Here is a 14,472-nt window from a genome sequence, read left to right as displayed (position 1 = left end):
TCGCCCTCAGCGCTGCCGTTATACTGGCAACCACGGGCGCTCGGCATTATTACATGCGCCGCCGCGCTGCCAAGAGGCCGGGTTCGACAGGTTGTATACAATCATGACTGAAATCAATAGTCTCGCTGCACAAACCGCGGTCAACACCCAAGCCATGAAGGCGGGCATGACCGGCGAACTGCTGCGCCTGACGCAACCGCAGCCTGGCTTGATGGCCCCTGGCGAGACCGCACAGGCCGAAGTGGTTGCGATGCGCCAGGTGGGCAGCGACTTTCAGCTGGTGCTACGGCTGATGCAGGCCAACGGCCTTCAAACCCAACTGCAAGCCAGTGCCAGCCAGCCCCTGCCTCAAGGCAGCCAGGTCACCGTCAGCCAGACCGAAAGCAATCATCTGGCGATCATGCTGCAGCAGGCCAGCGCCAGCCAGGTCGCTACCCTCACCCGCCTGGACACCAGCAAGGTGCCCGTCGGCACCCTGCTGCAAGGCAAGGTCATGACCAACCAGCTACTGCCCCAGGCCGCTGGCCAGCCTGCGGCCTACCGGGCCCTGATCAGCCTGCTCAACAGCGCCCAGGCCGGCGCCACCCTGACGGTGGACAGCCCACGCCCACTGGCTATCGGCAGCCTGCTCAGCGCGCGGGTGGAGGGTGACCAGTCACTGCGTTTCGTGCCACTCAGCGGCAGGCAGGACCAGCTCAACATCGCCCAGCAGCTGCTAACCCAGCAAAACCGCCAAGCCTCGTTGCCCGGCCTGCTCAACGCCCTGCAACAGATGACCCGAGACCCTGGCATCGATGGCGACCTGCGCGCCAGCGCCGAACGCCTGTTGGTCAGCCTGCCAGATGCGCGCCAGCTGGGCGATGCGAAAGCGGTTGCCCAGGCCTTGAACAACAGTGGCGCTTTCCTTGAAGCGAAACTGCTGGGTGGCTTTCCTGCCAGCGTCGCCACCGATCTGAAAGCGCATTTGTTGCGGCTGGTCGCCCAGGCTTCAACTACGCCGCCCGGCACGTCCAACCTTGCACCCGCCAGCCTGGCCGTGACCATGCCGGCACTGGCCCGCAGTGCGCTGGGCATGCTCGAACGGGTCAGCCCCAGGCCGCAGCCGGGCGCGTTCCCGCTACCCTCGCGCCTGCTCGAGGCCCTGGAAGACGAAGGCAACCTGCAACAACTGCTGCGCCTTGCCGCTGCGGCAATTTCGCGCCTGCAAAGCCATGCCATGAGCAGCCTGCAACAGACCGGAACGCTGGAAAACGGCAACCTGCAGACCACCTGGCAAACCGAAGTGCCGATCCGCCACGGTCAGGAATTCATCCCGTTGCAGGTCAAACTGCAGCGTGAAGAAACGCCGCAGCAGCAAGCCGACCGCCAGCATGAAGCACAAGACCCGCTGCAGGCCCTGTGGCGCATCGAGCTGGCCTTCGACCTGTCGCCACTCGGCCCCGTTCAGGTACAGGCGCAACTGAGCCAAGGCCGCCTGAGCGCGCAACTGTGGGCAGAGCGTGAGCAAACCGCCAGGCTGATCGACACCCAGCTCGGCGCCCTGCGCGAGCGCCTGCTGGCACGTGGCCTGGCCGTCGGTGACCTGGAGTGCCACCCTGGCACGCCGCCACAAGGCCCGCGCACGCGGGTAGAACAACGTTGGGTGGATGAAAACGCATGAGCCAGAAGCACACACGCCAGGCCATTGCCCTGAGCTACGACGGCCAGCAGGCCCCCACCCTCAGCGCCAAGGGTGACGATGCCTTGGCCGAAGCTATCCTGGCCCTGGCCCGCGAACACGAGGTGCCAATCTACGAAAATGCCGAGCTGGTGCGCCTGCTGGCGCGCCTGGAGCTGGGCGAGCAGATCCCGGAAGCGTTGTACCTGACCATCGCCGAAATCATCGCGTTTGCCTGGCAACTGCGCGGCAAAGTCCCGTATGGCTTCGATGATTCACCGATAGACGAACGTGACGTGACAGAGGTGCTTGCGCGCCTGCCTGGCCCGACAGGCTGAGCCTCAGGGCCAGCACTATTTACCACTCCCCTGCCAACCAGCCGGTCGATGCTGTGGTTTTCCCAACCCACGGAGACCGACATGGCCACCACGCACATCAATGCAGCTGGCGTGCAGTTCGTACGCAACCACCTCGCCACCCTTCCCCGCCCCGACCGCGAGGCCAAGCGCGCCATTGCTGCCTGGCTTGCCACCCAAGGGGTACACCAGGACCCAGACCTGATCGATGTCGTCACACTGCATGTTCACCCTGATGGCATCGCCAGTTACCAGGCCAAAGTCGTACAGCGGGTCAGCCTCACCCAAGCGGTGCTGATGAACTGGCAAGGCGAATCCAACAACGACTTCTTCGGCGGGCTGTTCAGGCAACCCTGGGCCGGCACGTTGCCGGACGATGGCCCAATCACGCTGGTCGACCACTTCCCCCCACAGCCCATTTACGACAACGGCGCCTGGTACGAGGTGTTCAATGGCCTGTTCAAGCACAGCACACCCGCCCGTTACGATCATTCCACACTGCTTGACATCCGCGCCGAAGCCTTGCAAAGCCACATAGAAGCGCTGGACTTTCACACCCTCTACAAGGCGACACTCGATACCTACTGGCGCGAGCAACTTGCTGACTATCGCTTGAGCTGCAAACTCAACTTCATCGCTGCCTGCAACAAACAGGTCGCAGAAGGCAGCCTGAGTGATGCCGCTCGCATGCTGGCCTGGCGCGCGGCCGAACTGATTCCTCAGGGCAAGGGGCTGCGCCTTAGCACGCTGAGCATCTACGGCTATGCCTCCACCGACTTGCTTTACATCAACGACGCCGGCAGTGGCTTAACCCTGCTCTACGCCCCCGGCAACAGTTCACCGCTACTGGAGTTCGCCAGCGAAGACCTGTTGAAAGACTGGGTTGGCCAACAGTGCAAAGGCGCCGACACGCGCCAGGCACTCAAGCAACACTTTCGCCTGGCCGACGGCCCACAGGGCATCGACTTCAGCGGCCTGGACACCGCCCTGGAAGGCCTGGGCGTTTACCCGCACAACCACCGCTTGCCACCGGAGCATGGCTTTTTCAACAACGACGGTACATGGCCGCCGCGCACCTACGTCAATTACCGCCCCGGCAAGTACAACCCACGCATTAACGGTGATCTGTTCCAGGCCATGGCCGAGCGAATGCGCCAACGCTGCTACGACGATGCCGACTTTCTGATCACCAGCGATGCGCAGGTAACCAAGGCACGCTGGCGTGGCTACCTGGTAACCTCGCTCAACCTGCTGGCGCCCCTGGCCCTCGTGGTTCCGGAACTCGTACCCCTGCTGGCTATCGGCGGTGTAGCACAGTTTGGCTTGGGGCTCGATCAGGCAATCAACGGCAAAAGCCTTGAAGACAAGGACGCCGGCGTGAGCAACATCGTTTTCGGCCTGCTCAATGCCACGCCCTTGGTCACCCTGCCAGCGACCCGCCCGCGTATGCTCTTCCCGGGCAAAAGTCCGCGCTTCGTCATGCCCACGCGACTGAATGATCAATGGGGCTACCCACTGAGCCCCAATAGTCCACCCCGGTTACCTGAAGAATCAATAGCAGACTACTTTTCACCCCCCAAACCCTCAATGCCGACCACGCGAATCATCAGAGGCTCGTTGGATCGCGCAACGGGCACCCATCCGCTGCTGGCGATCAACGAAGGAAAAGAAGTCAAAGTACTGTATGACACTGAACACGATGCGTTCATCCTGAAGTCGGATGCCAACGAGGTATTACCAACCTATTATCAAGTCACTGACAACCATCGCGGCTTGACTGCAATTGACCTGACCAACCGCCCAGTGACAAATCAGATGCGCATGGACACGTTGCGCGCATTGGGTGTGGACATAGAACTGCCCATCACTATCCCCACGGTGAACAGCGCCGAAGTACGGCCAATTCCCAAGCAAATCCTCAGCATCTGGGTCGGCGACAAAAGCATCCCCGACGAGCTGGTGGAGACCGTTGCCAAAAACGCAAAACGCCTGGAGCACACCCGTTTCTCTTACCGTCTGTACCTGTCGAAGGCCAACCCGAAAGTATTCAAGAGCAACTACGCAAGGCTGACCGGAAAAGCCCCTCGGCTGCAGGTGCTCACACTGGAGGACCAACCCTTCTTTGATAACTTCAGGGCAACCAGGCACTTTCAACAATATGAACAGGCACTTGATGCACCGGGGGCAAACTTCGCCTCAGCATGCGACATACTCCGCTACCCACTCCTTCGATCAGAGGGTGGCGTCTACATGGACATCGACGACACCTTGCGCACCTTGGGTGACAATCCACAGGCCTATGCGGTGATCGACTCAACCCCCTTGGCCACTACGCCTGACGGCCTTGTACTGGGTGGTCCGGTGAACAATGAACTGCTGGGCATGCATTGCGCATACAACACCAACATGATCGGCAGCCATGCGGGCAACCCGACCCTGAGCCGGATTTCTGAAGCGATGCACCAGCGCTTTCTCGACAACCTGGCGTTCTACAACACCCGGCCTCTACGCGGCAGTGCCGGGTTCGAGGCGTATGCCCAGGCGTTGAGCAACATGACCGGACCTGGCGTGTTCACTGATGTGGTTGACCAGCAACTGCCCAGGCTGCGTATTCTGCGACAGATCAGCAAGCTGGAATCAACGCCTCTTAATGATCCTGGCTTCGTCACAGGAGACTTGACCTTCCCCCTTTTCAACGCGAGACACAGCGATCAGGCGCTGAGTTACGTCGTGGAGATCGGCAACTACCACTCGTGGAGCAAAGCCTGACACCTGCTGGGCGACTTACGTCGCCCGCTTGGCTGAGCCATAAAGCCAGCACTATCTACCGCCCCCCTGCCGATCAATCAGTCGATGCTGCGGTTTTCCCAACCCACGGAGACCGACATGGCCACCACGCACATCAATGCAGCTGGCGTGCAGTTCGTACGCAACCACCTCGCCACTCTTCCCCGCCCCGACCGCGAGGCCAGGCGCGCCATTGCTGCCTGGCTTGCCACCCAAGGGGTACACCAGGACCCAGACCTGATCGATGTCGTCACGCTGCATGTTCACCCTGATGGCATCGCCAGTTACCAGGCCAAAGTCGTACAGCGGGTCAGCCTCACCCAAGCGGTGCTGATGAACTGGCAAGGCGAATCCAACAACGACTTCTTCGGCGGGCTGTTCAGGCAACCCTGGGCCGGCACGTTGCCGGACGATGGCCCGATCACGCTGGTCGACCACTTCCCCCCACAGCCCATTTACGACAACGGCGCCTGGTACGAGGTGTTCAATGGCCTGTTCAGGCGTACCACACCCGCCCGTTACGATCACTCGACGCTGCTCGACCTCCGCGCCGAAACCTTGCAACGCCATATAGAGGCAATGGACTTCCACTCAGGTTACAAGGCATCACTCGACACTTACTGGCATCAACACCTTTCAGACTACCGGCTGTGCTGCAAACTCAACTTCATCGCTGCCTGCAACAAACAGGTCGCAGAAGGCAGCCTGAGCGACGCCGCACGTAAGCTGGCCTGGCGGGCAGCCGACCTGATCCCGCGTGGCAAGGGTTTACGCCTGAGCACGCTGAGCATCTACGGCTATGCAGCCACTGACCTGCTGTACATCAACGACACCAAGACCGACCTGACCCTGCTCTACGCCCCCGGCAACAGTTCACCGCTACTGGAGTTCGCCAGCGAAGACCTGTTGAAAGACTGGGTTGGCCAACAGTGCAAAGGCGCCGACACGCGTCAGGCACTCAAGCAACACTTTCGCCTGGCCGACGGCCCACAGGGCATCGACTTCAGCGGCCTGGACACCGCCCTGGAAGGCCTGGGCGTTTACCCGCACAACCACCGCTTGCCACCGGAGCATGGCTTTTTCAACAACGACGGTACATGGCCGCCGCGCACCTACGTCAATTACCGCCCCGGCAAGTACAACCCACGTATTAGCGGTGATCTGTTCCAGGTCATGGCCGAGCGAATGCGCCAACGCTGCTATGACGATGCCGATTTCCTCATTACCAGCAATGCGCAAATAACAAAATCCAGATGGGCCAGCTACCTGAACAGCACCCTCACGCTTGTGGCACCGCTGACATTCGTGGTGCCGGGCCTAGCCCCACTGCTTGCGCTGGGCGGTATAGCGCAGCTTGCGCTTGGCCTTGACCAGGCCATCAACGGGAAAACCTTGAGCGAAAAACAGCAAGGGCTGGGCGATATCGCTTACGGTCTTTTGAATGCAACCCCATTGGCCGCTGAGGCCGTGATCAAAAGCACTGCGCTGTTTCGCTATCAGGAAGACGGCTTCGTTCTCCCGCGCAAAATCAATGATCAATGGGGATACCCCCTGAGTCCCGTAAGCCCGCCCCATCTGCCGGAGGTGGAGGTAGCGCCCTATTTTCACCGCCCGGCGCGCATAGCGCCCCTGCCGGACGCTGATGCCGTCGTTGCCAACTCGGTAAGGCGCTTTCCTCGGTACAACGGCGATGTGGACCAACTGATCGGCTACTACGAAGAAGTGCCCGACTACGCAGAAGTGCTCGACCTGGTCTACGACATGGAAGCCGATCTGTTCATCACCGAGGAAGGCACCAATGAGGTAGAACCGGTTTACTATGAAGCCGAGCCCGAAACCGGTAACTTGCGCATCGTCAACCCCGAAGGGCGCCAGGTAACAAACCAGATGCGCATGTCATCCCTGCGAGCGCTGGGTATCGATGTGCAGCTTCCCGTACATTTACCAGCGCCCGTCCCGCCAGGTGCTCACCCGATCCCCAAGCTGATTTCATCGCTTTGGGTCGGCAATAAAACGCTCAGCGACGAGCTGCTTGGCACACTGGCTGCCAACGCACTAAAACTACGCGACAGTGCGTATCGATATCGGCTATTCCTGTCAAAAGCAAACCCCGAGGCCTTTGCGGAAAACCTGCGCATGCTAGAGGCAAGAGTGCCCGATATGCAGGTATTAACACTGGAAGACCAGCCTTTCTTCACCGCATTCGAACAAAGCCAATACTTTGCCCAGTACCAGGCAGCAATCGACGGCAACGGAGGTGTAGCCACCAACTTCTCCTCAGCATCGGATGTATTGCGCTACCCGATGCTGCATGCTGAAGGCGGGATATACATGGATGTCGATGACCAACTGCTGGATGCGGCGGCGAGTGCCGCTCATAACACTGCGGCTATCGATACCGTAGAATTGCTCGCCACCGATGACGGGCTGCTGTTACACCCACCCATGCACAACGAAAAGCTGGGAATGAACACGCAGTTCAACACCAGCATGATCGGCAGCCACGCCAGCAACCCGACACTGCTGGCCATTTCCGAAGAAATGCATGCCCGCTATCTAGGCAATGCGGATTTCTACCAGGTACGTCCCACGCTGGCAGATGACCCCGCTGGCTTCTATCGCTACGCCAACCGGCTCAGCGAACTGACCGGCCCGGGAATGCTCAATGCCGTGGTAGACCGGTTGCTGCCAGACCTCTATTGCCTGCGGCAGCTTCACAACCTGTACATGATGCCGCGCATCAACAGCTTCCTGTACGTTGACCTGGACGCTTTCCTCGCACTTCAGCGACAGCGCCTGCCACTGTCCCGCGTGGCCAACGTGGGCGGCATGCATTCCTGGGCCACTACCTGACGCAGCACCTGAAAGAAAGGCGACATCATGGTCGCCTTTGTGCATTCACCCGCTGCGGTGCAGCTTGCTCATCAACTCCGCCTCGGCCTGGGTCAGGCCGCAGCTTTCGGTCAATTCGGCCACGCTGGCGCCCATGCCCACCAGTTTGGCAGCCTGGGTGAAGGTGACGTTGTTGGGGTCACGCTGTTCCAGCTGCTGAATCTTGTCGGGCAGTGGCGCCACCGCCACGCTCAGCTCGTGCAGCGCCTCGCCCATGCGCACGGTACCGTTCTGGTAGTCGTCCAGGCGTTTGGCCAAGTCCTTGATGCGCTGGTCACGCAGCGCATCGCCTTCGGCCTGTTGCGCAGCCAGCTCGCGCTGGCGCTTGCTGTAGTTGAGGAAAAACCACAGGCTCAGCGCCCACACCAGCGCCAGGAAGATGACAGCAACCTGTAGGATCAACTCAGATATTCTCCAGCTCGGACCACTCTTCCTCGGTCATCATCTTGTCCAGCTCAACCAGAATCAGCAGTTCGCCATTCTTGTTGCACACGCCCTGGATGAACTTGGCCGACTCTTCGTTACCCACGTTTGGCGCGGTCTCGATTTCGGACTGGCGCAGGTACACCACCTCGGCCACGCTGTCGACCAGAATGCCGACCACTTGCTTGTCAGCCTCGATGATGACGATACGGGTGTTGTCGGTGACTTCGGTCGGCATCAGGCCGAAACGCTGGCGGGTGTCGATCACCGTCACCACGTTGCCGCGCAGGTTGATGATGCCCAGCACATAGCTTGGCGCACCCGGCACCGGGGCGATTTCGGTGTAGCGCAACACTTCCTGTACCTGCATCACATTGATGCCGTAGGACTCGTTGTCCAGACGGAAGGTAACCCACTGCAGGATCGGATCTTCGGAACCTTGTGCAGACGACTTTTTCATTCCCCTAGCCCTCAAAATCCGCCATTGGCGGTGTGTTCGGTGTCATTTTTGTCTAGCGTGCATCTGCTTGACCGCGCCGCTGGCGATCAGCTCGGCCAACGCGGCGACGTCGAGCAGTGCACACATGTGTTCGATTACGGTGCCGGCCAGCCACGGGCGCTGGCCGCGCTGGCTGCGCCATTTGATTTCGGACGGGTCCAGGCGCAGCGAGCGGCTGACCTGGTGCACGGCCAGCCCCCATTCGTAGCCCTGCACGGAAATCACGTAATTCAGGCCTTGGCGAAAATCATCCCGGTAACGGTCGGGCATCACCCAACGCGCAGTGTCCAGCACCTTCAGGTTACCCGCCTGGCAGGTCAGGATGCCGAGAAACCAGTCGGGTTGGCCGAACAGCGGCGTCAGCTCCTGGCCGGCCAGGTTGTAGATCGACCCCAGGCACACCAAGGGCACCGCCAGGGTCAGGCCAGCCACGTCGAACAGCAGGCATTCGAACGGCTCGGCGGCCCACACCGGACGGCCGTCGACGCTGGCTGGCGGCACCGGCAGGTCCGGCGCCGGCAAATGCACATCCACCAGCGGAACCGCCAGCTCCACAGCCTGCTCTTCAACCAGTACCGGAATACTGGCCTCGGCTACCACCGCTTGCTCGACCACCGTCACCACAGGTGCTTCCACCGGCATGACGGCAGGCAGCACCGCCAGCTTTGGTTCGGCGAAAGGCCGCGGCGGGAAGTTAGCAGCGGTTTCGGCCGGCGCCGGCACGGTCGGTTGCCGGGCATCACGCGCCTGTTCCTCAAGCACCGCTTCGGCGAAATCGTCCGCTACAACCGGCGGCTCGAACAGGCCTTCGGCCTCGGTAGCCTCCTGCAGCAGGCCATCGAGGTACGACTGCAGAGCCAGCTGCGGGCGGGTGCCGGTTTTCTGTATCTGGGTCATCAGGCCACCTGCGCCGCAGTCTTGTAGGTCAACAGGTGCTTGAGCAGCGCCCGGTAGGCAACCAGCCCACGGCTCTTGCTGTCGAACTGCGAGGGCGTAACGCCCTTGCGGCTGGCATCGCGCAGGCGCGTGTCCACCGGGATGTAGCCTTGCCACACCTGCTGGCCGTAACTGTCACGCAACTGCTTGAGCGTGCCCAGCGAGGCCTGCGTACGGCGGTCGAACAGGGTTGGCACAATCTGATACGGCAGCGCCTGCTTGCGCGAGCGGTTGACCATGGCCAGGGTGCCGACCATACGCTCCAGGCCCTTGACCGCGAGGAACTCGGTTTGCACCGGGATCACCAACTGCTGGCTGGCGGCCAGGGCATTGACCATCAGCACGCCGAGCAAGGGTGGGCTGTCGATCAGGGCAAAGTCGAAATCCTGCCATAGCTGCGCCAGACTCTTGGCGATTACCAGGCCCAGGCCGTTCTGCCCCGGCGACTGGCGCTCCAGCACGGCCAGCGCAGTGCTCGACGGCAACAGCGAGATGCGCTCGTCACTGGTGGGCAGCAGCAATTGCCCAGGCAAGCCGTCGGGTACCGCACCCTTGTGCAGGAACAGGTCGTAGCAGCTGTGCTCCAGGGCATCGGGGTTGTGCCCGAAATAGCTGGTCATCGAACCGTGCGGGTCGAGGTCGACGACGACCACGCGCTTGCCGGCCTCTGCCAGCAGGCCGGCCAGGGCGATGGTCGTGGTGGTCTTGCCGACGCCACCTTTTTGATTGGCTACTGCCCAGACTCTCATCGTGCGTTGCTTCCTCCCGGTATGGCCGCCTGCCCTGCCGGGAACGGTGTGAAATTCAGTGACGGAGAATTGACGAGTTACTGCCCCGCCACCGTTGCTGGCGTTGCAGGTGCACTTTGTGTGCCAGCGCGTCGTAATGCAGCATCCGGCGTGGCATTGGCACTGCCCGAGCCGGTCAGGCTACGGCGCACTTCAAGGTTGCGCGATATCACCAGTACCACACGGCGGTTGCGCGCGCGGCCGTCGGCGGTGTCGTTGCTGGCCACCGGCTGGTACTCGCCGTAGCCCACCGAAGCCATGCGCGCCGGATTCACCCCTTCCATCGCCAGCAGCCGCACGATGCTCGCCGCCCGTGCCGACGACAGCTCCCAGTTGGTCGGGTACTGCGCGGTGCGGATTGGCAGGTTGTCGGTAAAGCCCTCGACGTGCACCGGGTTGGCGAACGGCTTGAGAATGTTGGCCACCTTTTCGATGATGGCGAACGCCTTGTCACTGGGCATGGCATCGCCGCTGCCGAACAGCAGCGACGAGTTCAGCTCGATCTCGATCCACAACTCGTTGCCGCGCACAGTCATCTGATTGCTGTTGATCAGGTCGCCAAAGGCATCACGCACATCATCGCTGATGGTTTTCAGCGGGTCGACGTTGGTTGCCGCCAGGCCCGCCTCGGTCTGCTCGCTGTCCTTCACCAGCGGCTCTGCCGGGCGCACGCTCAACGGCTGCTCATCGCCGATGGGGATGGGTTTCATGCTGCGTTCAGGGTCGTTGAACACCCCGAGCAAGGCCTGGGAAATGACCTTGTATTTGCCCTCGTTGATCGAGGAAATCGAGTACATCACCACGAAAAAGGCGAACAGCAAGGTGATGAAGTCGGCGTACGACACCAGCCAGCGTTCGTGGTTTTCGTGTTCCTCGGTATGACGACGGCGGCGCATGGGTTACTCCATGAAGCCTTGCAGCTTCAGCTCGATCGAGCGCGGGTTCTCACCCTCGGCAATCGACAGCAGGCCTTCGAGCAGCATTTCGCGGTAACGCGACTGGCGCATGACAATGGCCTTGAGCTTGTTGGCGACCGGCAGCAGGATCAGGTTGGCGCTGGCCACGCCGTAGATGGTTGCAACGAAGGCCACGGCAATACCGTTGCCCAACTGCGACGGGTCGGCCAGGTTGCCCATGACGTGGATCAGGCCCATTACCGCACCGATGATGCCGATGGTCGGCGCATAGCCGCCCATGCTTTCGAACACCTTGGCGGCCTGGATATCACGGCTTTCCTGGGTCAAAAAGTCGACTTCAAGGATGCTGCGGATGGCTTCCGGCTCGGCGCCGTCCACCAGCAGTTGCAGGCCCTTGCGTGCATACGGGTCGGGCTCGCTGTCGGCCACCCCTTCCAGGCCCAGCAGGCCTTCCTTGCGTGCGGTCAGGCTCCAGTTCACCACGCGGTCGATGCCGCCCGGCAGGTCGACCCGTGGCGGGAACAGGATCCAGCGCAAAATCTGCAAGGCACGCTTGAACGACGACAGCGGCGACTGCAGCAACGCTGCCGCCAAGGTGCCGCCCAGCACAATCAGCCCCGCCGGGCCATTGATCAGGGCCCCGACATGGCCGCCTTCGAGGAAGTTGCCCCCGACGATGGCGACAAAGGCGAGGATCAGGCCGATCAGGCTGAGGACGTCCATCAGACACAGGCCTCCACCAAGTGTTTGCCGATTTCGTCCAGGCTGTACACCGCGTCTGCCAGGTTGGCCTTGACGATGGCCATGGGCATGCCATAGATCACGCAGCTGGCCTCATCCTGGGCCCACACCGTGCTGCCACCCTGCTTGAGCAGGCGCGCACCTTCGCGGCCATCGGCGCCCATGCCGGTGAGCACCACCGACAGCACCTTGTCGCCATACGACTTGGCCGCCGAACCAAAGGTGATGTCCACGCACGGCTTGTAGTTCAGGCGCTCGTCACCTGGCAGGATCTTCACCGTGCCACGGCCATCGATCATCATCTGCTTGCCACCCGGGGCCAGCAGCGCCAGGCCCGGGCGCAGCATGTCACCGTCCTCGGCCTCCTTGACGCTGATGCGGCAGAGTTTGTCGAGGCGTTCGGCAAAGGCCTTGGTGAACGCCGCCGGCATGTGCTGGATCAGCACGATCGGCGCCGGGAAATTGGCCGGCAACTGGGTCAGCACCCGCTGCAAAGCCACCGGGCCACCTGTGGAGGTGCCGATGGCTACCAGTTTGTATGGCTTGCGCTTGGGGGCAGGCGAGTGCGATGCCACAGGGGCCGGGGCCGCCGCTCGGGCAGGCGCCGCAGCGCGAGCTGGCGTCGGGCTGGCAAAGCTGCTCGTCGGCACAGGGCTGCTGGCTGGCGCAGGCGCTGCGACCGGCGCGGTGCGGGCATAGCTGCCAAGGCGACGGTTGCTGCGCGAAATGGTGTGCACCTTCTCGCACAGCATCTGCTTGACCTTTTCGGGGTTGCGCGAGATGTCTTCGAAGTTTTTCGGCAGGTAATCCACCGCCCCCGCATCCAGGGCATCGAGGGTGACACGGGCACCCTCGTGGGTCAGCGAGGAGAACATCAACACGGGCGTCGGGCAGCGCTGCATGATGTGCCGCACTGCGGTGATGCCATCCATCATGGGCATTTCGTAGTCCATGGTGATGACATCGGGCTTGAGCGCCAGCGCCTGGTCGATTGCTTCCTTGCCGTTGGTCGCGGTACCCACTACCTGGATCGTCGGATCCGCCGAGAGGATTTCCGAGACGCGGCGGCGGAAGAAACCGGAATCATCCACCACCAGGACCTTGACTGCCATAAACACTCCATTAGGCGGCGCACCCCGCCAGGGTGCGCCACCGAAATCAAATACGCCGCGCGGCGTAACGCTTGAGCATGCTCGGGACGTCGAGAATCAACGCAATGCGCCCGTCACCGGTGATGGTGGCCCCGGACATGCCCGGGGTGCCCTGCAGCATCTTGCCCAGCGGCTTGATTACCACTTCTTCCTGGCCCACCAGTTGATCGACGACAAAGCCGATGCGTTGCGTGCCGACCGACAGGATCACCACGTGGCCCTCGTGCTGCTCTTCGTGCACCTGGCCCTGCACCAGCCAGCGCTTGAGGTAGAACAGCGGCAGCGCCTTGTCGCGCACGATCACCACTTCCTGGCCGTCGACCACATTGGTGCGCGACAGGTCGAGATGGAAGATCTCGTTGACGTTGACCAGTGGGAAGGCGAACGCCTGGTTGCCCAGCATCACCATCAGCGTGGGCATGATCGCCAGGGTCAGCGGTACCTTGATGACGATCTTCGAGCCCTGGCCCTTGGCCGAGTAAATGTTGATCGAACCGTTGAGCTGGGAGATCTTGGTCTTCACCACGTCCATGCCCACGCCACGCCCGGACACGTCGGAAATCTCGGTCTTGGTCGAGAACCCTGGCGCGAAGATCAGGTTGTAACAGTCCGACTCGCTCAAGCGCTCGGCGGCGTCCTTGTCCATCAGGCCCTTTTCCACGGCCTTGGCACGCAGGATGTTCGGGTCCATGCCCTTGCCGTCGTCAGAAATCGACAGCAGGATGTGGTCGCCTTCCTGCTCGGCAGACAGCACCACACGGCCCGTACGCGCCTTGCCAGACGCTTCACGCTCATCAGGCATCTCGACACCATGGTCGACAGCGTTGCGCACCAGGTGCACCAACGGGTCGGCCAGGGCCTCGACTAGGTTCTTGTCCAGGTCGGTCTCTTCGCCGACCAGCTCCAGGTTGATCTCTTTTTTCAGCTGGCGAGCCAGGTCGCGCACCAGCCGAGGGAAGCGGCCAAACACTTTCTTGATCGGCTGCATGCGGGTTTTCATCACCGCTGTCTGCAGGTCGGCAGTGACCACATCGAGGTTGGACACGGCTTTGGACATGGCCTCGTCGCCGCTGTTCAGGCCCAAGCGCACCAGGCGGTTACGCACCAGCACCAGTTCGCCCACCATGTTCATGATCTCGTCCAGGCGCGCAGTGTCCACACGCACGGTGGTTTCCGCTTCGCTGACAGCATGCTTGTCGGCGGCCGGGGCCGGCGCACGGGGTGCCGCCGCTGGCTTGCTCGCCGGCGCTGCAGCGGCAGGCTTGGCAACCGGCTGGCTGTCGGCCTTGGCTGCGACGGGTGCTTGCACCTTGGCTGCAGCAGAC

The 14,472-nt window shown here is 61.9% G+C and carries 12 protein-coding genes; 4 read left to right on the top strand and 8 right to left on the bottom strand.

All coding sequences use genetic code 11. The features are described from left to right. Window positions 1–103: 103 nt before the first annotated feature. The 4 genes from APH36_RS17385 (at window position 104) to APH36_RS17370 (ending at window position 7,653) form a co-directional block, all read left to right on the top strand. On the top strand, window positions 104–1,660 hold the full coding sequence (locus APH36_RS17385; protein WP_060499611.1) for a flagellar hook-length control protein FliK: 1,557 nt from the start codon (window positions 104–106) through the stop codon (window positions 1,658–1,660). After that, on the top strand, window positions 1,657–1,995 hold the full coding sequence (locus tag APH36_RS17380) for an EscU/YscU/HrcU family type III secretion system export apparatus switch protein (RefSeq protein ID WP_060499610.1): 339 nt from the start codon (window positions 1,657–1,659) through the stop codon (window positions 1,993–1,995). The genes APH36_RS17385 and APH36_RS17380 overlap by 4 nt, the downstream gene beginning before the upstream one ends. A gap of 81 nt (window positions 1,996–2,076) precedes the next feature. Beyond that, window positions 2,077–4,782, top strand: coding sequence for a dermonecrotic toxin domain-containing protein (locus tag APH36_RS17375; RefSeq protein WP_060499609.1), 2,706 nt, complete (start codon window positions 2,077–2,079; stop codon window positions 4,780–4,782). Between the two features lie 117 nt (window positions 4,783–4,899). Continuing rightward, entirely contained in the window at window positions 4,900–7,653 is a 2,754-nt protein-coding gene (locus APH36_RS17370) for a dermonecrotic toxin domain-containing protein (protein WP_060499608.1), read from the top strand. A 45-nt stretch (window positions 7,654–7,698) separates the two neighbouring features. Here APH36_RS17370 and APH36_RS17365 read toward each other — a convergent pair whose 3' ends face one another. The 8 genes from APH36_RS17365 to APH36_RS17330 all read right to left on the bottom strand — a co-directional run. Further along, on the bottom strand, window positions 7,699–8,094 hold the full coding sequence (locus tag APH36_RS17365; protein ID WP_060499607.1) for a DUF2802 domain-containing protein: 396 nt from the start codon (window positions 8,092–8,094) through the stop codon (window positions 7,699–7,701). Between the two features lies 1 nt (window position 8,095). Further along, on the bottom strand, window positions 8,096–8,575 hold the full coding sequence (locus APH36_RS17360) for a chemotaxis protein CheW (RefSeq protein ID WP_003254393.1): 480 nt from the start codon (window positions 8,573–8,575) through the stop codon (window positions 8,096–8,098). Between the two features lie 42 nt (window positions 8,576–8,617). Continuing rightward, window positions 8,618–9,511, bottom strand: coding sequence for a CheW domain-containing protein (locus APH36_RS17355; RefSeq protein WP_060499606.1), 894 nt, complete (start codon window positions 9,509–9,511; stop codon window positions 8,618–8,620). Then, window positions 9,511–10,299 carry a ParA family protein gene (locus tag APH36_RS17350; RefSeq protein ID WP_060499605.1) on the bottom strand — a complete coding sequence of 263 codons (789 nt, stop codon included), beginning with the start codon at window positions 10,297–10,299 and terminating at the stop codon, window positions 9,511–9,513. The genes APH36_RS17355 and APH36_RS17350 overlap by 1 nt, the downstream gene beginning before the upstream one ends. A gap of 77 nt (window positions 10,300–10,376) precedes the next feature. Next, window positions 10,377–11,234 carry a flagellar motor protein MotD gene (motD, locus tag APH36_RS17345; RefSeq protein WP_025753826.1) on the bottom strand — a complete coding sequence of 286 codons (858 nt, stop codon included), beginning with the start codon at window positions 11,232–11,234 and terminating at the stop codon, window positions 10,377–10,379. A gap of 3 nt (window positions 11,235–11,237) precedes the next feature. After that, window positions 11,238–11,978, bottom strand: coding sequence for a flagellar motor protein (locus APH36_RS17340; RefSeq protein WP_060499604.1), 741 nt, complete (start codon window positions 11,976–11,978; stop codon window positions 11,238–11,240). Then, a complete protein-coding gene (locus APH36_RS17335) occupies window positions 11,978–13,108 on the bottom strand; it encodes a chemotaxis response regulator protein-glutamate methylesterase (RefSeq protein WP_060499603.1) in 1,131 nt (376 codons plus the stop codon). The genes APH36_RS17340 and APH36_RS17335 overlap by 1 nt, the downstream gene beginning before the upstream one ends. 46 nt (window positions 13,109–13,154) lie before the next feature. After that, the coding region (locus tag APH36_RS17330; RefSeq protein ID WP_177337111.1) for a chemotaxis protein CheA at window positions 13,155–14,472 on the bottom strand (1,318 nt) is incomplete at its 5' end.

The sequence above is a fragment of the Pseudomonas sp. NBRC 111133 genome, from assembly GCF_001320605.1.
GTDB lineage: Bacteria > Pseudomonadota > Gammaproteobacteria > Pseudomonadales > Pseudomonadaceae > Aquipseudomonas > Aquipseudomonas monteilii.
The sequence above is the reverse complement of the archived record's forward strand: the minus strand, read 5'-3'. Positions and strand labels throughout refer to the sequence as shown.

Coding starts and splice junctions, on each gene's coding strand:
- APH36_RS17385 (WP_060499611.1), top strand. CDS start 104: ATGACTGAAATCAATAGTCTCGCTGCACAAACCGCGGTCAACACCCAA.
- APH36_RS17380 (WP_060499610.1), top strand. CDS start 1,657: ATGAGCCAGAAGCACACACGCCAGGCCATTGCCCTGAGCTACGACGGC.
- APH36_RS17375 (WP_060499609.1), top strand. CDS start 2,077: ATGGCCACCACGCACATCAATGCAGCTGGCGTGCAGTTCGTACGCAAC.
- APH36_RS17370 (WP_060499608.1), top strand. CDS start 4,900: ATGGCCACCACGCACATCAATGCAGCTGGCGTGCAGTTCGTACGCAAC.
- APH36_RS17360 (WP_003254393.1), bottom strand. CDS start 8,575: ATGAAAAAGTCGTCTGCACAAGGTTCCGAAGATCCGATCCTGCAGTGG.
- APH36_RS17355 (WP_060499606.1), bottom strand. CDS start 9,511: ATGACCCAGATACAGAAAACCGGCACCCGCCCGCAGCTGGCTCTGCAG.
- APH36_RS17350 (WP_060499605.1), bottom strand. CDS start 10,299: ATGAGAGTCTGGGCAGTAGCCAATCAAAAAGGTGGCGTCGGCAAGACC.
- motD (WP_025753826.1), bottom strand. CDS start 11,234: ATGCGCCGCCGTCGTCATACCGAGGAACACGAAAACCACGAACGCTGG.
- APH36_RS17340 (WP_060499604.1), bottom strand. CDS start 11,978: ATGGACGTCCTCAGCCTGATCGGCCTGATCCTCGCCTTTGTCGCCATC.
- APH36_RS17335 (WP_060499603.1), bottom strand. CDS start 13,108: ATGGCAGTCAAGGTCCTGGTGGTGGATGATTCCGGTTTCTTCCGCCGC.